The following is a 23,031-nucleotide window of genomic DNA, read 5'->3' as shown; positions in this document are numbered from 1 at the left end:
GGGGTGGTTTAGTGGATAAACGATCAATTTCAGATTTGCAGCACAAGCTTAAGGATGAAAAGGGAATTCATACGGATTTCCGTGAAGATATGACGTACAGCGATTATTTGAGCCTGGATCCCCTTTTAAACAGCCAAAACCGTCTTTCCGACCATCATGATGAGATGCTGTTTATTATTATTCACCAAGTGAGTGAACTTTGGATGAAGCTCATCATTCATGAGATGCGCGGTGCAATACAGGCAATTGAAAAAGGGGAAATGCAGCCTGCATTTAAAATGCTTGCCCGTGTATCGAAAATCCAAATGCAGATCATTCAGGCATGGGACGTGTTGGCAACGATGACACCGGCGGAATATTTGCAGTTTCGCGATGAACTGGGGAAAGCTTCGGGATTCCAAAGCTATCAGTATCGCCTGATCGAGTTTGCACTTGGCTATAAAACGCCTTATATCCTAAAAATCTATGAAAAAGAACCGGACACTTTAGCGGTACTGAAAGAGGCATATGATGCGCCAAGTATTTATGATGTGGCAATTCAGGCATTGGCAAAAGCAGGATTGCCAATAACTGAAGCTTTGCTAAACCGTGATTTTTCGGTAGTATATAGTGGTGACGATTCTGTTGCCGCCGCTTGGAAAACCGTCTATGAAAATATCGATACGTACTGGGATTTATACCAGCTTGGTGAAAAGCTTGTCGATATTGAAGATTCCTTGCAGCAGTGGCGTTTCCGTCATATGAAAACGGTCGAGCGCATTATTGGCTTTAAAGTGGGCACAGGTGGCTCATCAGGGGTCAATTATTTGCGAAAAGTGCTCGATCACCGCTTTTTCCCGGAACTTTGGGATTTGCGGACAGTATTATCTTGATTCAGCATTCCAGCTGAATCAAGATAATACCTCTGGGAGATGTCACAGATTTTTTAAGGAAACTTTTTGAGTAAACTCAAAAAAATCTGGACACAATTCCGCAGGGCGGAATTGATAGCTAGGTTAGACAGATGAGTGGAGTGAGACAGATGGAGAAGAGTAAAGGACAGTGGTCAAGTAAGTTAGGATTTGTATTAGCGTCAGCGGGCGCAGCGATTGGGCTTGGGGCAATATGGAAAATGCCTTATGTAGCCGGTCAAAGTGGAGGCGGCGCATTCTTCCTGATTTTTGTGCTGCTGACATTAATTATCGGGCTGCCAATGCTTTTATCGGAATATATTATCGGGCGTGCCACACAGAAAGAGGCGGTTACTGCCTATAAAGTATTGGCGCCGAATACGAAGGCATGGGCTTGGATCGGCAAGCTCGGCATTATTGGCTGTTTCTTATTATTATCGTTTTACAGTGTAGTCGGCGGCTGGATTTTTGTTTACAGCGGGGTTTCGGTTGTGGGCGAAGTTATTGCGCCAACTGTGGATCCAGGAGCATTTTTCGGACAAGTAACAGGCACACCTTGGATTGCTTTACTCGGTTTAGGTTTGTTTACATTGGCGAATGTTGTGATCATTGCGCTTGGTGTTCAAAACGGGATTGAAAAAGCAAATAAATTCATGATGCCGTTACTGTTTATCATGTTCTTTATTTTAGTAGTAAGAGCCGTAACATTGGACGGAGCAATGGAAGGAATCAAGTTCTTCCTGTATCCGGATTTTTCGAACATTACCGGTGAATCAATTTTATATGCGTTAGGGCAATCATTTTTTGCACTGGCTGTTGGATTCTCATGTTTAGTTACATATAGTTCTTATTTAAAGAAAGATGTGAGCTTACCGAATTCAGCGGGTTCTGTTGTAGGATTGAGCATTTTCGTATCGTTCTTGGCGGGACTGGCGATCTTCCCGGTTGTCTTTGCCTTTGATATGGAAGTGGCGAGCGGACCATCATTATTGTTCATGGTATTGCCTGCAGCGTTTTCACAAATGCCGTTTGGTGAACTGTTTTTAGCGCTGTTTTTAATTCTGTTTTTATTTGCAACATTAACTTCTTCGTTTAGTATGTATGAAATTATCGTTGCTGCCATTATAGAAAAATGGAAAATCAGCCGCGCAAAAATTACAGTCATCATTGGTATCTTTGTATTTATCGCATCGATTCCTTCGACATTAACGTACAGTACATTAGGTGATGTTTCAATTTTTGGACGCAATATTTTTGATTTCACCGACTTTGTAGTGTCAAATATTATTTTACCAGTCGGCAACTTGCTTATCGCGGTTTTCATCATGCATATTATGGATAAAAACCTCGTGAAAAGCGAACTGTTGCAAGGAAGTAAACTAGGTGAAGGCTTTTACAAAACATATCGCTTTTTAATGACCTTTGTTGTACCGACAGTCATTGTCGTAGTCTTAGCATATTTAGTCATTCAATATTAGGGGTGGAGCCATGTGGATTGATATTACACAAACGATGAAAAACGGGATGCCAAACTGGCCGGGGGATACACCGTTTTCTTTTGAAGTCGGGATTTCGAAACAACAGACGGGCTCGGTCAATATCGGGCGGGTCACGACTTCGCTGCATACGGGGACACATGCAGATGCACCGTTTCATTTTAACAGTGAAGCTGAGACAATCGAGCAATTGGATGTAAATGTTTATATCGGTGACTGCGTGATCGCGGATTGTATTGGGCATGAAGTAATTTCAGCTCAATCGCTCGCATCGATTGATTTCCATAGTGTAAAGCGTGTGCTACTTAAAACAGTAGAGCAACTTAGTGAAACATTTCCGGAAACCATTCCAGTCATTCATCCGGATATCGCGCCATTTTTAAAGGAGCGCGGTGTAATATTGCTTGGTATTGACAATCCTTCCGTTGACCCGCTGGACAGCAAGGAAGTATTGGCACATCACAAGTTATATGAACATGGCATTCATATACTAGAAGGGCTCGATTTAAGGCATGTTCAGCAAGGTCTTTATGAACTGATCGCACTACCGCTAAAAATTGCAGGTGCTGACGGTGCACCTGTACGTGCGGTCGTTCGTAAAAAAAGTTGATAAAGCAGAATAATGAAAGACGCTCACGATAAACGTGAGCTTCTTTTTTTGAAAATTTCCCCTTCTCTATACAAAAGTCCATTGTATTGTATAAAAAAGGGTTGTAATATATACCTATAAACTATTATGGAAATAATCAATTGTTCCTAGGAGGAAGACAGCTTGAAGAAACGCAACGGAAAAGTTAATTGGATTCATCAACTCAATCTAATTATTACAATAGTATTGGCAATTTTAATTGTATCACCGCTTGTTATTGCTAATGGGTTTAGTAATTCGATCCCTTATGTGATTGCAGGAGGGGGTGTCATCTTATTATCGACAGCCAATTATTTCCTGAATATATCCAACTTCGCCAAAGGTTTAATTTTTGTATTAATACCGGCATTTGTCGTATTTTTATTATTTTACCTGGATGGATATTCTATCAATAAACATTACATGCTGCTTGTAACATTTATTATGTGTGCAATGTATTTTAATGAACGGATGATCAAGATATTTTTAGTGATCGCCAGTATTTTTTATATTTTATTATACATAGCAGTACCGGAAAATTTATTAGGGGTTAATGCAAGTCTCCCGGTATTTATTACGATTTTTATAAGTATGACAGGCTGTAACTTTTTGCTATACCGATTGACACAATGGGGCAACAAATTAATAAAGGATGCCCAGGAAAAAGAGCGGGAAGCGAAAGAACTGTTGGAAAATTTATCATCGATTTTAAATAAAATTGAGGAAGGTTCAAACCAGCTTGCATCTAGCATTACCCATGTAAATGATAATGTCGGTACATTGAATATTGCGAGCGAAACGATATTACAGTCATCGAATCAAATGGCAGCAGCCATTCATAATGAAGCTGAGATGATCCAGCAGATTAATGAACAAATGATTTTATCACATGATAATATGATGAAAACGAAAGAGTCCTCTGAATCGACTGTACAGGATTCGGATAAAGTGCAGGAAGCGATTGAACAGAGCTGGAAGCAGGTACATGATGTGACAGCTGATATGTCAACATTAAGTGATTCAATCGATTTAACGACTACGACGATTGATAATATGCAAGAGAGCCTTGCAAATGTAAATAACCTGTTAAATGGTATTAAAGCCATTGCCGATCAGACGAATTTGCTGTCCTTAAATGCTTCAATTGAAGCGGCTAGAGCAGGGGAGCACGGGAAAGGGTTTGCCGTTGTTGCAGAAGAAGTAAAAAAACTGGCGGAAGAGAGTGCGAATATCGCAACGAGTATTACTGTTGTTACACAGCAGCTGCTTGAACGAGCAACAACTGCCCAGTTAAAAGCATATGAAGGAAAAGAAGCAGTCCATTCTAGTGTTGGCACATTGAATGAAATTACCGGTTCATTTGATGGAATTAAGCAATCATTCAATGGTATTCAAGGAAAGCTTCACCAAAACATGTCGACCATTACGCATACGAACGAACTTGTTGAAGAAGTAATGAATCAAATTGAAAATCTGTCCGCAATTTCTGAAGAAAATGCCGCAATGACTGAAGAAATCGCGAGCTCAATACATGAAGAGCATGTCATGATGAAATCGATTGCAGATGCGAGTAATGAACTTCAGCAATTACAAAGCGAATTGTCTGAAATTACGAAACGTCAATAAGCGGAAACCGCATATAAAAGGGAAGTGTCCAAAATTTACGGACACTTCCCTTTTTGGTTATTCTACTTCTATCGCAATACTGTCTGTTACATCACCGTTGCCAAAGCGCGCCATACTGGAAATGATATACTTTCCTTTTTCCGTTGGGGCGGTAAAGCGTGTCGATGTAGCAATTTCTTTATAATCGTAATCTTCTATCCATTGTTGAATAGATACACTCGTTACATTCTGACTATATTGAAACTCCAGTACTTCACCTGGCTGTACTTTTACGTAAGGGGTATTTTGCTCACTTATAATTTCATGCGGGGCAGCAGTATCAACACACTCTGCTTCACCTGCTGAATGCCAGCAATAGCTTCCGCGAACCGTTTCAATCGTCATTTCAGTCGTTACAGCGGTTACATCCGGAATTTCCTTTACTTCATTTTGTGCCATAAAATAGCGGCCAATTATAATAAGGATAATGATGGCGATAATGAGAAATAAGCGATTTACATTTTTCATCTGGATGTCTCCCCTCAATGTAATTTATATGTAGGTTGTTCTTCAAGTTGTCTTCGGATAATGAAATAAATCGCAATAAGTACCGCCAAATACAGGAAAAGTCCAAATGTGGCTAAATAATTGTGATCAACTAACATTCCGATAACGAGGAAAATGAAAGTCACACTGAATAATCCTAAATAGATTCTTTTCGTAATCGTAAATTGTAATCTGCTGGCGATGATAAATAGAGTACTATGTAACACAAAAAGGTATACCCATTCCCATTGTATGAAAAATTCTATATTAATCAGTAAGTTCATTATACAAAAGCCAATCGCGGCAAGAACGGCATCTTTAGACTTTTTAAAATAAAAACCAAGAAATACTAGGACTCCGATTGTAAAGCTGATCGTATAAAAATCAGGAAGGGCCAAATAGAAAATCGAATTAATGTCGATCAAAGTAATGATCGTTGCCAGTGTAATGACTATTGGTCTTAAATTGAGCTTTAAAACCAGCAAAATAAATAAAATAAATATAGCAAATGTAACGAGCGCTAATGGCAGCTCCAGATGTTCTATGCGTTGAGAGGCGACATAGGTTAAATTGGTGATAAAAGCGAATAATAAAAAGAGCAGCATGCTTTTCGAATCATTGTTTTTCATAAATTTTCCCCAGTTCCGAAAGATTGTGAAGAAGGCATAAAAACAAAAAACTATGCAAATCGCTAAGGAATTTGCATAGTTTTTGTAAAAAAGTCGAATTTGTAAAACTAGACATGCCTCTATCTACATCTTACTAAAGTTTGAAATATAAGTCTATTTAAAATTTTCCAGTCATGTGATAATGAAGTTGCGCAAATAAGTCATAACGTTATGGTGAAATGAGGAGAACAATGAAGCAAAACATTTATGATAATGCCTTGTTTTTTAAAGGATATGAAGAAATCCGTAACCGGAAGTTCAATTATAATAATTTACTGGAGCGTCCCAATTTTTTAGCATTAATGCCAGATGTAAAAGGTAAAGTTTTATTAGATTTAGGCTGTGGAAAAGGGGAGTTTGCAAATGACTGTGTTTTAAATGGGGCGCAGCAAGTTGATGCAATCGATATTTCAGATAATATGATTACCGCAGCAAAAGAGCGCTATGAAAGTGATCGTCTCCAGTTTCAAAACATTTCAATTGAAGATATTCTATTAGAGAAATCGCATTATCATCTAATAACGAGCGCATTGGCATTACATTATGTGGCGGATTTTGAAGGGGTAATTGAAAAGGTAAGTTATGCATTATGTCCAGAAGGGGTCTTCCTGTTTTCCATTGAGCACCCAATATCGACCGCAAATAAAGGTGTTGAGCAATGGGTTTTGGACGAGACGAACACAATCTCCCATTTTTCGGTTGCCGTTACCGGGATGAAGGGAAACGAACACAAAATTGGCTCGTAGAACATGTTGTGATGTATCATCGCACCATTGGAACGATTATAAATTCATTAATCATTAATGGGCTGCAAATTGAGAAAATAGTGGAGCCAATGCCGACAGACGAAGCAATCGAATTACTCCCAAGCCTACAAAAAGAGCAGCATCGCCCTTCCTTTTTAATCGTCAAGGCGAGAAAAACAATATAAAAATAAAGCGCAGAAATCAATCTGCGCTCTTTTTAATTACTGCAAGATATTCTATTAGTCATCAAAACGGTCATTGTCCAAATCTTCTTCGTACTTAATAATGTCGCCGGTTTTTGCATCGATTTCAAAATCGTATTCCATTTTACCGTTACGGATTTCAATTTCATAGATCAGACGGTTATCATCTTCATCCAGTTCAAGGTCCGTTACTGTTCCTTTTGCTTTCGCCTGAGCAATTTCAATCGCCTGATTTTCAGTTATGATAGAAGAATTGTTCGCTGAATCTGTTGCTTTTACTGTATCATCTTTTTTTACTGTATTTTCCGCTTTCACTGTACGAATGTTTTCACGTTCCGTTACAACCGCGTTACCTGTGCCTGCATTCACTTCAACTTCGATTTTTTCATTGTCTTTTACGATGTCAATTTCATAATGAGGTGTGCGGTCATCTCCATCATATTCAAAACCGATTACTTCACCGTCTACTTGTTTTAACGCGATTTTCTTTGCTTCACCAGCTGAAATAGTTGGGTTGTTTTCGGCTTGCGCAAATAAATCAGATTGTGCGAATACAGCACCTCCACCAATTGCTACTAGTAATGCCGGGATTGCTAAAAATTTTTTATTCATATTAACTCGCTCCTTTTCTTGTTTGTAATGTCAGTATAACGAGCGAATATGAAAACGATCTGAGAGAATTATTAGAAATTGATGAGAAAACTAATCATCATATTGAATCACGAGAATCTCGCCAGTAATGGCATGTATTTGTACCATAACATCATCTTCCTGTTCAATTTCCACAAAATAGATGCCGCCTTCCGCATTTTTTACAAACTCAACGGAATCGACTTCACCTGGTACTTCCTTTATCGCAATGTCAGCCGCTTGCTCTTTTGAAAGCAATGGCTTTGTAGCATTTTCAGCTGGCTTATTTGCTGCGTCTTGATTATCTTTTGATGTTTCCGGATTCGTTTGCTCCTCGGATTGCTTATTTTCATTTTTGTGGATAAGCGTCAATTCGGAAAATTGTCCTGTTACGGCATCTACATTCACTTCAAAAATTGAGCCATCTTTATTGAAAGAAGCGACAAAATGATCTTTTTCTTTCACCAATGTTTGGACTTCCGCATTATAAATATCTTTGATTTTCAATTCCAGTTCATTTGCGTTCAGTTCATGCGGTGTTGCTAACTGCTTGACTGTCAATGTAATGAAAAATCCGATCAGGATGACGGCGATGCATAGGATAATCCATTTAGCTTTCATGCTGTGCACCTCCTGCAAGTGGAACAATGAGTAAAACCGTCGTTCCTTTTCCTAATTCACTGTCGATGGAAACTTCGGCATTCAAACGATCGGCGAGTTCCTTTGCAATCGATAGGCCAATGCCGGTGCCACCAGTTTTCCGATTTCGGTCTTTATCAACCCGATAAAAGCGGTGGAACAAATTCGGGAGATCTTCTTCAGGAATACCGACACCAAAATCCTGGATGGAGATATGCAGATCATTTTTCACAGAGGCGTGGATCTTAATGATATCGTCACTGTATTTTCGTGCATTATCGATGAAGATAAAGAGCAGCTGTTTTAATTTTGCCTCATCCGTTGTAATTTCTACATCAGGAATGTTAACGAGAATTTCACGATGATAGGCGGCTTTAATACTTTGGACAATCTGCTCGATAAAGGGCTGTAATGCAAATGTCGTCATCTGGATCTTCGTCATTTCATTCGTCTTAGCCAGTGCGAGCATTTGTTCAATCATGGCTTTCATGTTGGTTGTTTCTTTTAAAATTGCTTCCAGTGCTTCTTCCGTAATTTTCGCATCTTGTGTACCGCGGCGTTTTAACAGCTTCGTATAACTTTCGATGACGGTTAACGGTGTTTTTAGTTCATGTGAGGCGTTGCCGACAAATTGCTGCTGTTTGTCATGGGCATCTTCCAACTGTGCCATTAAATGATTGTACGTCGTGGCCATTTGCGCAAATTCATCATTCGATTGCTTGCGGACAGGGATTTGCTCATAGCTGGACTGCTGAATATTTTTTTCCATCGTTGTTGTCAGCTGCTGAACGGGTTTTACGATCAGTCGAACAAACAGCTGGCTCGCCAAATAAATCGGAATAAGTGCTACAAGCGTCATCAACACTAAGATTATCAGCAGCCGGTTCATATTTTCGGTAATTGTCGGCAATGGCTGGATCAGCTTTGCCTCGGCAATTTCATCATCCGGTAAAATAATGGGTGCAGCAAGCGCGATATGGGGGATATCCCGTATTGTTTTTTCCGTGTAATGCTGTGCCGGATCAAGTTTATAATCAATTTTCTCGGATGTTTTTTGAAGCCTTTTTATTTGATTACCATCGCTGTCGTAAACGAAGATCGCTCCGTCAGTCGGGAGAAATGCTCCGAAAATCGAATCGATGCCATCTGTTGTGTCCAGTGCGCTAATGGCAGTCGTTAATTCATTTGCCCGTGCCTGTAATTGTTCAGCCTCTGTTGAAAAGGCAAACTCTTTATACAAATAATAAATACCTGTAAAACTGCCGATTAATATAACCGAAGTCAATAACATGGAAAACAGATTTACTTTCGTATTAAGTTTCATTTGTCGCTTCCTTTAATACATAGCCGACACCGCGAACTGTATGTAGTAGTGACGGTAAATTCAGATTTACCTCTAGTTTTTGACGCAAATAACGTACATATACGTCAACTACATTTGTATCCCCGTAATAGTCAAATCCCCAAACCGCATTCAGCAGCTGCTCACGAGACTGCACAAGTTTAGCATGCTTCATAAAATGCAGCAGCAAGTCAAACTCACGGGGAGTCAAATCGATTTGCTGTGCTTGTCTTGTGACTTCACGTGTTTGCTCATTTAATGATAAATCCTGGAATGTATGGACAGTCGATGGTGTTGGCTCGGGAACGGATTTGTGTGAAAATCGCAATGCCACACGAATCCGTGCAAGCAGCTCATCGAATTCAAACGGTTTTGTTATATAGTCATTTGCCCCGTAATCAAGACCTGTTACTTTATCTTCTATATTACTTTTAGCGGTCAGTAAAAGGACCGGAACAGTTTCGTTATGTTTGCGAATTCGTTTCAGTACTTCCAAACCGTTCAGCTCCGGAAGCATCACATCAAGCAATACTAAGTCATACTCGTCTTCATGAAATTTCAGCAAACCGTCCGTACCGGTATGTGCGATAGCTGTTTCATAGCCTTCAAATCCCAGCTCCAACTGCAATACACGTGCTATCTGCTGTTCATCTTCCACAATTAAAATTTTTGACATCCAAAACACCTACTTCTATCTGTTTTGTATCCATCGTATTGTAAAAGAGGCGGTATTGGCAATGGAGAACTGCTATTCGTTGAAAAATGATCGAAAAGGGGTAGCGATGCTTGGGATAAAACTTCCATTTCATGTTACTCTATTTACAGGGGGTGTAAAATAATGGATTATATTGAATTGAAAAACTTCAAGCTGCGCTATTTTATACTGTTTGCGATTGGTATATTCATAGCAAGTTTTACCTTGTTATTTATAACCGATATTCCGGCCAGTGAAGAGTGGATTACATTTTTTGTTTCGGTCAGCTGTTTAATGTACTTGATGCATCAAACAAAAAAATGGAATTTCACATATAATGAACAGCCGGTTCAAACGACGATGACAAAAGGGCGCTGGGCAAAATATTTATCGATTACAGCATGCTTCCAACTGATCACCGTTGTGTTTACAACAATTTTGTTAACAATCTTATATCTCGTTTTCGAAGAACATATACGGGAACTGTTTTCATTCTTTCCGATGATGGATTTGGAAGAGGTGCGGCCATCACTGCTCGTATACATACTGTTTTTTATTAATATTTGTATACTTGCACCGATTTATGAGGAAATATTATTCAGAGGAATCTTGCTTCGCCGTTTCACATTGAGATGGAGTCCGCAAAAGAGTATTATTATTTCTTCTATTATATTTGGCATTATCCACCTCAACCCGATCAATGTCGTATTTGCCTTTGCATTAGGCTGTGTGCTTGGCTATGTGTATCTTAAGACTAAAAATATCGTAATACCAATGCTTTTACATAGTTTTAATAATTTCCTGGCATATATCCAGTTTGTTTATACAAATCAAACGACAGAAATTGATTTACCGACAACAGAAGCAGCCCGACAAGAATTGTTGATAAATGTGGCGTTCTTTTTCATTTTGACGGCTGTTATTATCTTTTTACTCGTCAAATACTATAAAAACTTCCGTCAGTTAAAAAATCCGGCTCCGAAGTTGGAGGAACAAACGGATATCGAAACGGTTTAGCTGGTTATGTACATTAAAATATCAGGTTGAGATATAATCTAAAATGCCAATTTTCTCTCAGAGAAAATTGGCATTTTGCTGTGCATGAAAATTGATTTCCATTCCGGGACGCTTTCCGCGGGCGTGGCCTGAGCCTGTAGTCTCAGGCGTCACGCTATTCCCGCTGGAGTCGCCCTCCATTCCAATCAATTTTCTTGAATGGTCGTTTCTTACAAAAAAATGTCCTTTATCAAATCAAAAATCTACTTCTGTATCAAAATATAAAATCACACGTTAAGCATTTGTCCGAACACGCCCTGGTTTTCAATTAATTCTTGGCGTTTTCCTTGTTCGATGATTTTCCCTTGATTTAAGACGATGACATAGTCGACTTTGCGGATTGTATTCAGGCGGTGGGCGATGATAAAGCTCGTACGGTCCTCCATCAGCTTCTCGAGTGCTTCCTGAATATGCAGCTCCGTCACAGTGTCGATACTGCTTGTCGCTTCATCCAATAATAAAATTTTCGGATCTGCCACAAAGGCACGGGCGATCGATAACAGCTGTTTTTGCCCTTGGGAAATCTGGCTGCCGTCCGCACTTAAAATCGTATCGTATTTTTCCGGCAGCTTATCGATAAATGTATGGGCATTCGCTTTTTTCGCAGCCTCATAAATTTCTTCATCTGTTGCATCGAGCTTACCGTAGCGGATATTTTCTTTAATCGACATTTCAAACAGGAACGGATCCTGCAGGACGAATGCCATTTGACTGCGCAGGCTCGCCTTCGAAATCTCTTCTATTTCCATATCGTCAAATACAATTTTCCCGTCGGTTTTTTCATAAAGTCCTGTCAACAGCTGCATGATCGTTGTTTTCCCGGCTCCGGTTTGACCGATCAGTGCAACCGACTGCCCGGATTTCACTTCAAAGGACACATTTGACAGGGTAGGGGAGGAAGCTTGTGCGTCATACTGGAACGTAACATTTTGGAAACGTACATTGCCTAGCAGTTCCACATTTTCCCCTTCAATTTCATCTTCTTTTTCATCCATGATCAAGAAAACGCGTTCCGCTCCGGCCAAAGCTGAAAGAACGGTGTTGAACTGGTTGGCCAAATCATTTAACGGACGGGTAAACTGTCGTGCATACTCCGTGAAAATAATAATAGTCCCGATTGAAATATGACCGTAATAGGCAAATAAACCACCGGCCAATGCGACAATCGCAAAGCTTAGACTGTTCAATGTGTTCATTACTTTCGGAATGAACCCTGAATACGTTAATGCCCAGAAACCAACTGTGCGAATGCGAGAATTTTTCTCGTCAAATTGACGCAGCATTTCCGTTTCCTGTGAAAAGGCTTTAACGACGTGCTGACCGGTAATGGATTCTTCGATTAATCCATTCATTTCACCGATTGCTGCTTGCTGCTGTTTAAATAGCAGGCTTGTGCGTTTTGTAATCCAGCGCATCCCGTAGAACATAAGCGGGACGATCAGCATTGTAATCAGTGTCAATAACGGACTGAGCCAAAGCATAACGGCAACCGTACCTGTTAATGTCAAAATACTTGAGACAACTTGGATAAAGGCACTGTTTAATGTCGAACTGATTGTTTCAATATCGTTCGTCGCACGGCTCATTAATTCCCCGTGTTTCCGTTTATCGAAAAAGCGCAGCGGGAGTTTGAAAAAGTGACCATATAGCTGTGTACGAATTCGAAATACGGTTTGCTGGGCGATGCCGACCATCCAATAGTTTTGGAAATAGCTCGCCAAACTGTAAAGTAAATATACGACCGCCAGCCCGTACAGCCAATAGGAAAGCTGGCTAAGTGAACTGCCATCAATAAACTGGTCGATCAGCCGTCCGATGATGAACGGGCCGATCAACGCAAACGCTGAGCTTAACACGACAAGCAGCAGAACAATAAACAGGAGCATTTTCTGTTCGGCTACAAAATCGAAAATACGCTTTAGTGTATACGTCCAGTTTTGGGCACGTTCACCTTTTTTCTTTTTGCCGCTTGCGTTTTGGATTTGTTCTTTTGTGATAATCGGTTCATAGTTGAAAAACTTCATTAGGCAAGCACCTCCTGCTGTGAAGCAACAATTTTCGCATACAGATCGTTCGTTGCCATTAATTGTTCATGTGTGCCAAACCCATGCAGTCGGCCTTCATCAATAAGCAGTATGCGATCGGCCGTTTGTGCTGTCTGTATTTTTTGGGTGACAACAAGCATTGTGATAGCCTCCTGATCGAGTGCTTCCCATAATTTCTGCTCTGTCGCGACATCGAGTGCTGAAGTACTGTCATCTAAAATTAGTAATGATGCCGGTTTTAACAGGGCACGGGCAATGGCTAAACGCTGTTTTTGACCACCGGATAAATTGATCCCGCGCTGTCCGATCATCGTCCCATACTGTTCATCAAAGCTTTCGATTGAGTGATGAATTTGCGCTTTTTCCGTTGCGTCAATAATTTGCTCGATTGTCGCATCGTTTTGCCCCCATCGTAAATTGTCCGCAATCGTACCCGAAAACAGAAGGGATTGCTGCGGAACATAGGAAATCGAGCAGCGTAACTGCTGCAATGGGATATCCTTTATATTTTGATCATTAATAAAAATATCACCACTGTTCGGTTCGTAAAAATGCTCAACCAATTGTAAAATAGTCGATTTTCCTGAACCGGTTGCCCCCATAATGGCGATTTTTTCGCCGTTTTCAATAGAAAATGACAAGTTTTGAAGCGTATACTGCTCTGTCGTCGGGTAACGGAATGAGACATTGTCAAAACGAATCGAGAATTTTTCCAGGGCAGGGGCTTCATCTTTCTGTACTTCCTCTATGCCTTCCTCAACATCTAAAATCTCTTCGATACGCTCAGCAGATGCTTTGGCGCGGGCATAAGCAATAATGATAAATGAAAAAATAGAAAATGATGCCGTCATGCGGAATGCATAGTTAATAATAGCGGCCAAGTCACCGGCAAGAATATCATTGTCACGGATCGCATCTGCCCCAACCCAAATGACGATCAGCAGACTGATATTCATAACAAACTGAAGAACAGGCAATGCAATTTCCATGACACGTGTCGCTTTAATCGTATCGAATTTCAAGTTTTCTGCAACGGATAAAAAGCGGCTTTCTTCATATTGTCCACGCATATACGCTTTAATCAAACGGACAGCCTGCAATCCTTCCTGAAGCTGGCGATTCACAAAATCAAGTCGCTGCTGTACTTGTGCGAACAGCTTGATTCCTACTGATACCATCCATACAAGGAAGATAAGGAGAAATGGAAAGCTGACACATAAAATGAGCGCAAGTTTCGCATTGATAACAAACGCCATAATAAGTGAACCGATCGTCATTAACGGAGCTTTCATCGCAATCCGCAGCATCATAAAGACGATGTTCATCGTTTGTGTAACATCGCTTGTCAGGCGAGTAATAAGCCCGGAAGTAGGGAATGTCAGGTAGGTCGCCATCGTCAGCGATTGTATTTTACTGTACAATGCTTTACGCAGATCAAAGCCGAAACTATGGGCGACATGCGCAGAGAAGAAGGAGTTGAGTACTCCGCTTATGAAAGAGAATAGGGCTAAAGCAAATAAACAGCCACCCCAAAACGCGACATTATGTAAATTTTCTTCAAGCAGTCCTTCATTAATCATCCTTGCCATGAAGAGCGGCTGGATGAGATCGCTCGCCAGTTCCAGCAGCATCAGAAAGAAGGCGATTGCTGCAGGCCATTTATAGCGCCTCATAAATTGGAAAATCGTTTTCATTTGTTAACTCCTTATAATAAATTCACTGAATTTTAACTCTATTATGCCATTTCATCAATCGGAACTCAATGAAAATATTTCGAGACTCTAAATATATTATGGGCACCAAAAAGGGGAGTTATCGTAAAAGTGAATTTCCTTTTACATAACTCCCCGAGTTTTCAATTAATCATGTACTAATGTTTGGGCAACAGCCGGATTTTTCTCGACTTCATGCAGCTTGTTGAAAGATGCGATCGCTACTTCCACCATCTCGTCTTTCGGCTCTTTTGTTGTTAACAGTTGCAGCCATAATCCAGGATAGCCCAGGTAACGTAAAACCGGGATTTCACGAACGGCATTTGTCGCCTGTAATACTTCAAAAGAAATACCGATGACAACCGGGATCAATAAAATACGGCTTACAAGACGGACCCAAAGCGGATCGACTGGTACGAAGAAATATGTAAACATACCTACAATTACGGTAAATAAAATAAAGCTTGAACCGCAACGATAATGCAGTCGTGATTGTTTTTGAACATTTTCGACCGTTAAGTCAAGACCTGCTTCATAACAGTTAATGACCTTATGTTCGGCACCATGGTATTGGAATACGCGTTTAATCAACGGCGTCATCGCAATAATCTGCAAATAGGCAAGCAGTAAAACTAATTTAAAGCCGGTTTCGATAAAAATCTGAACCGTTTTACCCGGGAACCAAGGTTTTAAAAATTCTGCCAAAAACATCGGCACTAATGTAAAGACAAACTTACCGAATAAAAATGAGAGCACACCAATAACGGCTACCCCTAAAATCATCATTAACTTCGATGGCTCTTCACCACTGTTTTCCTCTTCTTCGCCTGGAGTAACATCATAGCGGTCAGAAGCAAATTGCAGATGGCGTGACCCAAAACCTGCCGATTCGATTAATGCGACAACTCCGCGTACGAAAGGAATTTTTTTCAGCTTTTGAAAAATAGGCTTTTTCTCTTTTTTTACATGGAAATAATCGATGGAATCGTCATTTCGACGGATTGCCGTTACCATATGATCTTGACCAGTGAACATAACACCTTCCAAAAGCGCTTGCCCACCATATACTGGCGCATTATTACTCACTTGCTCGACACCACTCTCTTATAAAATTTCAATCTATTTTTAGGTAGGAGAATGGAATCTATCCATCTCTTTTCTTTGCTGTACCCTCATATTGTACTAAATTTTGGAGAAAAGCACTATCCATTCGAATAGTTTTTTTACAATCGGTCATACTGAGTCAAAAAAAGGAGTTTTTGTCATGCATTTGTTTGTCACGGCATTATTTACATCATTTATTGTAACTGTCAGCTTAAAAGGCTTGCACTTATTTGATTTTATTAAATGGCATCCGGTTTCATTTCTGAAAAAATTGGAATGGTTCGAATGGACGGCATTCGAGCGTTGGGTCATTTTATTTTTAATTATCGCCATTATTGCGTTTATATTGCTGGTTGTAACACAGCTGCTTGTTATGGTACCGCCATTTTTACTATCGGTTATTTTGGGAATTGTCTTTGCAGCAATACTGGAGTGGCAAATCTTGAATCTACCTATTGAATGGGCTTCTTTCAAAAAATTCTCCATCCCATTTTTTGTTGTAGTGGTAACTTCGATGCGCTTAATCGTCGAAACGGCCAGATACCGTACCATCACATTATTTCGTTAGTCGAAAGTATTGATGTCTGAAAAGTCTGTGATAAAATAGGGGCAGTATAAAAAGAAGCGTTCACACTGAAGCTGCTACTATTAAAAGTCCCTTTTTAACACTTTGCAAAGTGATTGGGTGCTTTAAAAAATAGGAGTATTGTTTCGCGTGCCGCCAAAGTTTCTGCAAATGAATGCAGGACAAATTTGCAGATTCGGCAATTTAATGCCAGCTGCAAGTTTTTACAACAAACAAAAGGGGAATGAAAACAGATGAAACTTACTAAACTACGTCAAGCACTAATCGAAAACAATGTCGAAGCAATACTCATTACGAATGAATACAACCGCCGTTATATGACAGGCTTCACTGGTACGTCCGGTGTTGCAGTTGTTTCCCAGCAGGATGCTGTATTTATTACAGACTTCCGCTATATAGAACAAGCATCAGAGCAAGTAAAGGAATTCCGTGTCGTTCAGCATAGCGGTCCGATCCATGAAGAAGTGGCAAAACAAGTGGCGGCAATGGGTGTAAAATCATTGGCATTCGAAAAAGATGCTTTTGCATATGGTACATATGAAGTATACAATTCGGCAGTGAATGTTGATTTCGTGCCAGTTTCAGGTTTAATTGAAAAAATTCGCTTGATTAAGACCGAAGAAGAGATTAATATTATTAAGGTTGCATGTGAAATTGCAGACAATGCATTTACACATATTTTAAATTTCATCAAGCCTGGCATTACAGAGCTTGACGTATCGAATGAATTAGAATTTTTCATGCGTAAACAAGGTGCTGCAAGTTCTTCGTTCGATATTATTGTTGCAAGCGGATTACGTTCTGCATTGCCGCACGGTGTTGCGACAAACAAAATTATTGAAACGGGCGATTTTGTAACACTTGATTTTGGTGCTTACTATAATGGTTACATTTCGGACATTACACGTACAATCGCTGTAGGCCAACCATCAGAGAAGTTGGTAGAAATGTACAATGCTGTGCTCGAGTCTCAGCTTCTTGCGCTTGAAAAAGTTGGTCCGGGTATGACAGGGATCGAAGCGGATGCTGTAGCACGAGATTATTTAAAATCAAAAGGCTTAGGCGAAGCATTCGGTCACTCGACTGGTCACGGTATCGGCCTTGAAGTTCATGAAGGACCCGGGTTATCATTCCGTTCCAATACGGTGCTGGAGCCTAATATGGTTGTAACAATTGAACCGGGAGTATACATTCCTGGAATTGGTGGCGTTCGAATTGAGGACGATATTTTAATCACAAAAACGGGTAATGAAGTACTAACACATTCGACTAAAGAATTAATCATTTTATAATTTGGAGGAAATAATTCATGATCTCAGTAAACGATTTCCGTACAGGTTTAACAATTATCGTTGACGGTAACTTATTCCGCGTACTAGAATTCCAACACGTAAAACCAGGTAAAGGTGCTGCATTCGTACGTTCTAAATTACGTAATCTACGTAACGGCAACGTAACAGAAAAAACTTTCCGTGCTGGTGAAAAAGTAGAAAAAGCAATGATCGAAAACCGCAAAATGCAATATTTATATGCACAAGGTGATGAGCACGTATTCATGGACTTAGAGTCATATGACCAAACTACATTAGCTGCTGCTCAAATCGAAGACGAACTTTACTACTTATTAGAGAACATGGAAGTTCATATCCAAACATATTCAGGTGAAATGTTAGGTCTTGAATTACCAAACACAGTAACTTTAGAAGTTGCTGAAACAGAGCCGGGCATTAAAGGCGATACAGCTTCAGGCGGTTCAAAACCAGCTAAAATGGAAACTGGATTAATGGTAAACGTACCATTCTTCGTTAACCAAGGCGACAAATTAATCATCAACACAACTGAAGGCACTTACGTTTCTCGCGCATAATTGTACTGAAACAAAGTGATGAAGGCAGGGATATTGTAGCAATACAATATTTCTGTCTTTTTTGTTTTGCAGCTTTAGGAAAGCAATGAAATATTTATTCCAAATTATAGCTTGATGATGGAAGGGTAGGTATAATCGAAGAAAGGAGTGGATTGTGTATGGTGGCAAAATTACCGATTGATAAACCGATTGTACAGGCACCAATGGCAGGCATTACAACCCCTGAATTTGTGGCGGCATGCTGTGAGACAGGTGTATTAGGCTCGATTGGCGCAGGGTATTTGAACGGCGCGGAAACGAAGCAGTTTATACAGGGAGTGAAAGCATTAACCGCAAAACCTTTTAGCGTGAATCTGTTTGTTCCGGAACAGCCGAAAACAGATCCTCAATTACTGCGACATGCAAGGGAAGCATTACAGCCAATCTGTGATGAGCTGAATATTGATATCCCGGCAGCTATCCAAACATCCGACGTTTTTCGAGACCAAGTACAGGCGATTCTTGACGAAGACGTTATGATCGTCTCCTTCACATTCGGTTTACCTGACGACGAAACATTATCAGTACTTCAACAAAAGGGCGTATACTTGATCGGCACAGCAACTTCAGTGGAAGAAGCGATTGCAGTTGAACAGGCTGGGCTGGATGCAGTCGTTGTCCAAGGAAAAGAAGCTGGCGGACACCGTGGCTCATTTACAGAACCAATGGCACTTCATTCAACGGCTGATCTGCTGAAAGCTGCAAAAGAAAATGTTTCAATTCCTGTCATTGCTGCAGGCGGGATTATGACAAAGCTACAAGTTGCTGACATGCTTGCGTTAGGGGCATCGTATGTGCAAATCGGTACGGCGTTACTGACGGCAACCGAATGTACGGCTCCAAAACTACATAAAGAGGCAGTTTTAACTTCCGGAGAACAAGCGACAACATTGACGAAAGCATTTACCGGCAAATATGCGCGCGGGTTGAAAAACAGATTTACGGAGCAATTAAAAGAAGCGACTACTGTTCCATATCCGGTCCAGCATTATTTGACACAACCGATTCGAAAAGAAAGTGCCCGCCAAAACAACCGCGAATATATGTCTCTTTGGATGGGGGAAAATAGCTATTTGGCTATAGAAGCATCCGTTAAAGAGATTATCGAAACTCTCTTACCGTAAAAATTTTTACACTGACGACAAAGGATAAAAACTTTCTCGTCGGTGTTTTTTTGTGCTTATTTGTTTGGATATTGCATATAGTTTCGTTAAGGAAGGAGGGCTTTATTGGAATTACAAGATGTGCTTCGTGTTGCAGGGATTGGGTTGATTATTGCACTTCTTCATTTATTCTTCGAGCATCTAGGAAAAAAAGAGTTTTCGTTTTTCTTGTTTTTCATTGCGTACCTATACATGACGATTGAATTAATTCGATTTTTGCGCTTGTTCTTTCAAGAAATTGTCGTATTTTTTCAATGGTTGACGGCCGTCTAGCTAAATGATTGCGCTATTTGCAAGTGTCATTTATTTAGTTCTGTTTTTAATTTTAAAACAGACGATGGACAAGCTGCATTCAATCATTGTCGTCATCGCGTTCTTTATTTTTTTCCAATTTGTTGTCCGAGAGCAACTCATCCCGCTTTGGCAGCGACTCGCAGTTATTTTCAATAATGTTCCATACAGTAAGGGGCTGCTTTTCACGGCATTACTTTTTTTGCTGAATGAATTAATCTGTCAGCTATTAGATCAATTTGAATATGAAGCTTTTGCGACATTAGTTACGTTGTCCATTCGCATGACCGCAGTGTTATATTGGATCAATCTGCTACAACCGAAATTTCAGCTATTAATCCAATTATTAGAAAGGCTACAGTAATGCAGACAATTTATTCGATTTTTACAGAACCCATTCAATCTTTATTGTTTTCCTTGCTGCTTGTAGCGATTTATATTTTGATGTATTTACTGCTACTGGCTTTAGTACCGAATGAAACCGTGTTGATTGAACAGTTGTTTATTATTTTGTTTATCGTAGTATTTGCACAAAATGTCGTCGATGCCTTTGTTGTGTTGTATGAGCTCATTGCCATACTTCAAAATTTCTTTATGGCTATTTTGCCGATCATGTCATTGATGCTGTTGACGATTCAAACCGTGTTTACGGCGATCGCATGGAACCCGATTATCATCCTATTTGTCCAAGTTATTTTATTTGTCAGTACACATGTAACAATACCTGCACTTGTCCTCGCATTAATATTTGATGTATGCACAAAAATATATCCGGCCATTTCCTTTTCAAAAGCTGCAGATCTTATACGTTCCTCCATATTAAGCGTCATGATTGCGTCAGTCGTAGCATTGACTTCGATTTTGACGCTTTCCGGTATCGCCTTTATTCAGCTGAATGATGCGTTGAAATCTCCTATCAAAAAATTAATCGAGCAAAATATTCCATTAATCGGCAGTTTGATTGTTGAGGGACTGTCCTTTTTCCAAAAAACCCAGTCAACCGTATCGACCTTTGTCGGACTGTCCTTTTTAACAATTATTTGGGGTGCGGCTTTTTATCCGGCGACGGTGCTTTTGCTGCACGCACTGCTGTTCAAAATTATTGGTGCCATAATTGAACCGTTTACAAATATGCGTATGAGCGGTCTGTTTGATGATGTTGGAAAGACGATGTTTGTATTATGTGCAGTTGCCTTTTTGCTTGGCTTCGCAATTATGTTTATCGTACTGTTATTTATTTTCTTTATGCAGATGTCCATGGGGGGAAAAACGTGATCCAATTATTTCTTTTTATTTTACTGGGCAGCAGTCTTCTTATCTTCGCCGATGAGCGGCAATGGCAAGTATATGTAAAGCTCGCATTGTATTTATTCGTGACAAGCACAATTCTTTCATTGTTTGCATAACCGGTTTGTTTCGTTCATACATTATGTTGAAATCTAGTAGAGAAGGGGGCGTAACGCTTAATAATGTGGAAAAGAAACAAGCGAATCGTCCTATCTTATTAATTGTCATTGCCGTAGTTTTCATTATTTTTTTATTCATGTTTCTATCACAATCGGAGAAAGGGGAAAGTAATAGCTCAAATGAGGAACAGCTTGCCAAATTATTAAGTGAAATTCAGTCAGTCGGACAAGTCCAGGTTTATTTTCATTATGATCAACAAAGTGAAAAGCAATTTTTGTCTGTCTCACAACAGCAAAAACTATCCGGTGTCATCATTGTGGCACAAGGAGCGAATAGCACCGACGTGAAAACCATGCTAAAGGAAACAGTTGGGCATGTTCTGCAAATTCCGTCGCATCGTATTCAAGTAGTGCCAATGCAAATTAAGGGGGAAAACAAGTGAAAGTGAAAAAGCGAACAGTATGGTTCTTAACAGTAGTAAGTTTAGCTGCGGTAATTTCTGTATTTTATATTTTTGAAGACAATACGCCGAATATTTTAACGATCTTCTCTGATGAAACGATTGATGAAACAGATATTTTAGGGGTTAATCAAAACCTGACACAACCCGTTAACTCAGAAAGCGACTTATTCCAGGAAGTACGTTTAGAGTTAGCGAACAAACGCAGCCAGCAAAAAGAACAGTTGACGCAAAAGATTGCTGCTGATGAATTTACAGCAGAAGAAAAGAATGAGGCATTCAATGAAATGGATGAACTGATCAAGTTGGAATCATCGGAAGCGATGCTGGAAATGCTTATTAAATCAATCGGCTATTCAGATGCCCTTGTCCGAATTGAAGGAGATAAGGTGGCTGTACGAGTTATGTCAGATGAAGTATCCGAGAAATTGGCAGATGAAATCTTATACGTTGTGCGTTCTGAATTTAAAGATTACGTAAATGTTAGCGTAGAATTCGAACCTTTTAATTAAAAGGACGTCATATTAATGTAAAGCAGAAAATGTGTTATATAGCAGATTGAAATATTTTTCTTTGTCTTAATATACGATTGTTCTGCTTTATGCCTATTTTTGAGCTATTTAAAATTATTTGTTTCAAAATAGTCCGAAAAATTATAAAATAGGGTTTGTATTGTTATTACTTTTTTTTAAGGGAGAGTTAAGAATGTTCAAAGTTCAAGAAATCCGAGAAATTATTAAATTAGTAGATGCTTCATCAATCGACGAGTTTGTATATGAAGCGGACGGCGCAAAGGTTAAACTAAAGAAAAACAACGGTGTTACAGAAGTAGCAGCTCCTAAAAAAGTACAAGAAGCAGCACCGGTTGCAGCAGTAGCGGCACCAGCTCCAGTACAAGTAGAAGCGGCACCAGCTCCAGCTCCTAAAGCAGAAGCACCAGCAGCACCAGTAGAAAACACGGCTGATTTACATAAAATCACGTCTCCTATGGTTGGAACATTCTATCAGGCTCCAAACCCGGAATCACCAGCATATGTAAAAGTAGGCGATAAAGTAGGCGAAGAGTCAATCGTTTGTATCGTAGAAGCGATGAAGTTATTCAACGAAATCGAAGCTGAAGTTAAAGGTGAAATCGTAGAAATCTTAGTTCAAGATGGCCAATTAGTAGAATACGGTCAACCATTATTTTTAGTAAAAGCTGAATAAGGAGCGTA

At 39.8% G+C, this 23,031-nt stretch carries 27 protein-coding genes; 18 read left to right on the top strand and 9 right to left on the bottom strand.

From position 1 onward, the window contains the following. Positions 1-11 precede the first annotated feature (11 nt). The 4 genes from kynA (at position 12) to MKY27_RS10335 (ending at position 4,640) form a co-directional block, all read left to right on the top strand. Positions 12-872 (top strand): tryptophan 2,3-dioxygenase, encoded by an 861-nt coding sequence (gene kynA / locus MKY27_RS10350; protein ID WP_339171814.1) that lies wholly within the window; start codon positions 12-14, stop codon positions 870-872. Between the two features lie 149 nt (positions 873-1,021). Then, on the top strand, positions 1,022-2,368 hold the full coding sequence (locus MKY27_RS10345; protein ID WP_339194914.1) for a sodium-dependent transporter: 1,347 nt from the start codon (positions 1,022-1,024) through the stop codon (positions 2,366-2,368). A gap of 10 nt (positions 2,369-2,378) precedes the next feature. Next, entirely contained in the window at positions 2,379-2,996 is a 618-nt protein-coding gene (kynB, locus tag MKY27_RS10340) for an arylformamidase (protein WP_339194912.1), read from the top strand. Positions 2,997-3,158: 162 nt separating this feature from the next. After that, the gene (locus MKY27_RS10335; protein WP_339194909.1) at positions 3,159-4,640 is read left to right on the top strand and encodes a methyl-accepting chemotaxis protein; all 1,482 of its coding nucleotides are present in this window, start codon (positions 3,159-3,161) and stop codon (positions 4,638-4,640) included. A gap of 57 nt (positions 4,641-4,697) precedes the next feature. Here MKY27_RS10335 and MKY27_RS10330 read toward each other — a convergent pair whose 3' ends face one another. Both MKY27_RS10330 and MKY27_RS10325 read right to left on the bottom strand, forming a co-directional pair. Further along, on the bottom strand, positions 4,698-5,147 hold the full coding sequence (locus tag MKY27_RS10330; RefSeq protein WP_339194906.1) for a cAMP-binding protein: 450 nt from the start codon (positions 5,145-5,147) through the stop codon (positions 4,698-4,700). Between the two features lie 14 nt (positions 5,148-5,161). Next, on the bottom strand, positions 5,162-5,794 hold the full coding sequence (locus tag MKY27_RS10325; RefSeq protein ID WP_339194903.1) for a heat-shock protein: 633 nt from the start codon (positions 5,792-5,794) through the stop codon (positions 5,162-5,164). Between the two features lie 230 nt (positions 5,795-6,024). Between MKY27_RS10325 and MKY27_RS10320 the strand changes: the two genes are divergently transcribed. Continuing rightward, a complete protein-coding gene (locus tag MKY27_RS10320) occupies positions 6,025-6,579 on the top strand; it encodes a class I SAM-dependent methyltransferase (protein WP_339194901.1) in 555 nt (184 codons plus the stop codon). Between the two features lie 8 nt (positions 6,580-6,587). Further along, a complete protein-coding gene (locus MKY27_RS10315) occupies positions 6,588-6,764 on the top strand; it encodes a hypothetical protein (RefSeq protein WP_339194898.1) in 177 nt (58 codons plus the stop codon). A gap of 54 nt (positions 6,765-6,818) precedes the next feature. Here the strand turns inward: MKY27_RS10315 and MKY27_RS10310 are convergent, their stop codons facing one another. From MKY27_RS10310 to MKY27_RS10295, 4 genes are all read right to left on the bottom strand, one after another. Next, positions 6,819-7,394: a PepSY domain-containing protein gene (locus MKY27_RS10310; RefSeq protein WP_339194895.1), complete on the bottom strand. Its 576-nt coding sequence runs from the start codon at positions 7,392-7,394 to the stop codon at positions 6,819-6,821. Positions 7,395-7,484: 90 nt separating this feature from the next. Further along, positions 7,485-8,033 (bottom strand): PepSY domain-containing protein, encoded by a 549-nt coding sequence (locus tag MKY27_RS10305; RefSeq protein WP_339194892.1) that lies wholly within the window; start codon positions 8,031-8,033, stop codon positions 7,485-7,487. Beyond that, positions 8,023-9,375: a HAMP domain-containing sensor histidine kinase gene (locus MKY27_RS10300; RefSeq protein ID WP_339194889.1), complete on the bottom strand. Its 1,353-nt coding sequence runs from the start codon at positions 9,373-9,375 to the stop codon at positions 8,023-8,025. The genes MKY27_RS10305 and MKY27_RS10300 overlap by 11 nt, the downstream gene beginning before the upstream one ends. Beyond that, complete coding sequence (locus MKY27_RS10295; RefSeq protein ID WP_339194886.1) at positions 9,365-10,069, bottom strand: response regulator transcription factor; 705 nt, start codon at positions 10,067-10,069, stop codon at positions 9,365-9,367. The genes MKY27_RS10300 and MKY27_RS10295 overlap by 11 nt, the downstream gene beginning before the upstream one ends. Before the next feature lie 162 nt (positions 10,070-10,231). On the opposite strand from MKY27_RS10295, the gene MKY27_RS10290 reads away from it, so the two are divergent. Beyond that, positions 10,232-11,104: a CPBP family intramembrane glutamic endopeptidase gene (locus tag MKY27_RS10290; RefSeq protein WP_339194884.1), complete on the top strand. Its 873-nt coding sequence runs from the start codon at positions 10,232-10,234 to the stop codon at positions 11,102-11,104. 266 nt (positions 11,105-11,370) lie between these two features. Here the strand turns inward: MKY27_RS10290 and MKY27_RS10285 are convergent, their stop codons facing one another. The 3 genes from MKY27_RS10285 to MKY27_RS10275 form a co-directional block, all read right to left on the bottom strand. Next, complete coding sequence (locus MKY27_RS10285; RefSeq protein ID WP_339194881.1) at positions 11,371-13,167, bottom strand: ABC transporter ATP-binding protein; 1,797 nt, start codon at positions 13,165-13,167, stop codon at positions 11,371-11,373. Beyond that, on the bottom strand, positions 13,167-14,882 hold the full coding sequence (locus MKY27_RS10280) for an ABC transporter ATP-binding protein (protein WP_339194878.1): 1,716 nt from the start codon (positions 14,880-14,882) through the stop codon (positions 13,167-13,169). Before MKY27_RS10280 ends, MKY27_RS10285 begins: the two co-directional genes overlap by 1 nt. Before the next feature lie 165 nt (positions 14,883-15,047). Then, positions 15,048-15,935, bottom strand: coding sequence for a DUF1385 domain-containing protein (locus MKY27_RS10275; RefSeq protein WP_339199699.1), 888 nt, complete (start codon positions 15,933-15,935; stop codon positions 15,048-15,050). A gap of 229 nt (positions 15,936-16,164) precedes the next feature. On the opposite strand from MKY27_RS10275, the gene MKY27_RS10270 reads away from it, so the two are divergent. The 11 genes from MKY27_RS10270 (at position 16,165) to accB (ending at position 23,023) form a co-directional block, all read left to right on the top strand. Further along, entirely contained in the window at positions 16,165-16,572 is a 408-nt protein-coding gene (locus MKY27_RS10270) for a DNA helicase (protein ID WP_339194875.1), read from the top strand. Positions 16,573-16,823: 251 nt separating this feature from the next. Beyond that, entirely contained in the window at positions 16,824-17,882 is a 1,059-nt protein-coding gene (locus MKY27_RS10265) for a Xaa-Pro peptidase family protein (RefSeq protein ID WP_339194873.1), read from the top strand. Positions 17,883-17,899: 17 nt separating this feature from the next. After that, positions 17,900-18,457, top strand: a complete 558-nt coding sequence (gene efp, locus MKY27_RS10260; protein ID WP_008404273.1) for an elongation factor P — start codon at positions 17,900-17,902, stop codon at positions 18,455-18,457. A 158-nt stretch (positions 18,458-18,615) separates the two neighbouring features. Then, entirely contained in the window at positions 18,616-19,620 is a 1,005-nt protein-coding gene (locus tag MKY27_RS10255; protein WP_339194871.1) for a nitronate monooxygenase, read from the top strand. A 105-nt stretch (positions 19,621-19,725) separates the two neighbouring features. Beyond that, complete coding sequence (locus MKY27_RS10250) at positions 19,726-19,932, top strand: hypothetical protein (protein ID WP_008404269.1); 207 nt, start codon at positions 19,726-19,728, stop codon at positions 19,930-19,932. 4 nt (positions 19,933-19,936) lie between these two features. Then, positions 19,937-20,314, top strand: coding sequence for a pyruvate formate-lyase (locus MKY27_RS10245; protein ID WP_251687022.1), 378 nt, complete (start codon positions 19,937-19,939; stop codon positions 20,312-20,314). Then, positions 20,314-21,225, top strand: coding sequence for a stage III sporulation protein AE (locus tag MKY27_RS10240; RefSeq protein ID WP_339194868.1), 912 nt, complete (start codon positions 20,314-20,316; stop codon positions 21,223-21,225). Before MKY27_RS10245 ends, MKY27_RS10240 begins: the two co-directional genes overlap by 1 nt. After that, on the top strand, positions 21,222-21,356 hold the full coding sequence (locus tag MKY27_RS10235; RefSeq protein ID WP_269454576.1) for a hypothetical protein: 135 nt from the start codon (positions 21,222-21,224) through the stop codon (positions 21,354-21,356). The genes MKY27_RS10240 and MKY27_RS10235 overlap by 4 nt, the downstream gene beginning before the upstream one ends. A 65-nt stretch (positions 21,357-21,421) precedes the next feature. Continuing rightward, the gene (locus MKY27_RS10230; RefSeq protein WP_339194866.1) at positions 21,422-21,799 is read left to right on the top strand and encodes a hypothetical protein; all 378 of its coding nucleotides are present in this window, start codon (positions 21,422-21,424) and stop codon (positions 21,797-21,799) included. Next, positions 21,796-22,329: a SpoIIIAH-like family protein gene (locus MKY27_RS10225; RefSeq protein WP_008404261.1), complete on the top strand. Its 534-nt coding sequence runs from the start codon at positions 21,796-21,798 to the stop codon at positions 22,327-22,329. Before MKY27_RS10230 ends, MKY27_RS10225 begins: the two co-directional genes overlap by 4 nt. Before the next feature lie 193 nt (positions 22,330-22,522). Continuing rightward, a complete protein-coding gene (accB, locus tag MKY27_RS10220) occupies positions 22,523-23,023 on the top strand; it encodes an acetyl-CoA carboxylase biotin carboxyl carrier protein (protein WP_014823467.1) in 501 nt (166 codons plus the stop codon). Positions 23,024-23,031 lie beyond the last annotated feature (8 nt).

This window comes from Solibacillus sp. FSL R5-0449, from assembly GCF_037975215.1.
Lineage (GTDB): Bacteria > Bacillota > Bacilli > Bacillales_A > Planococcaceae > Solibacillus.
The sequence above is the reverse complement of the archived record's forward strand: the minus strand, read 5'-3'. Positions and strand labels throughout refer to the sequence as shown.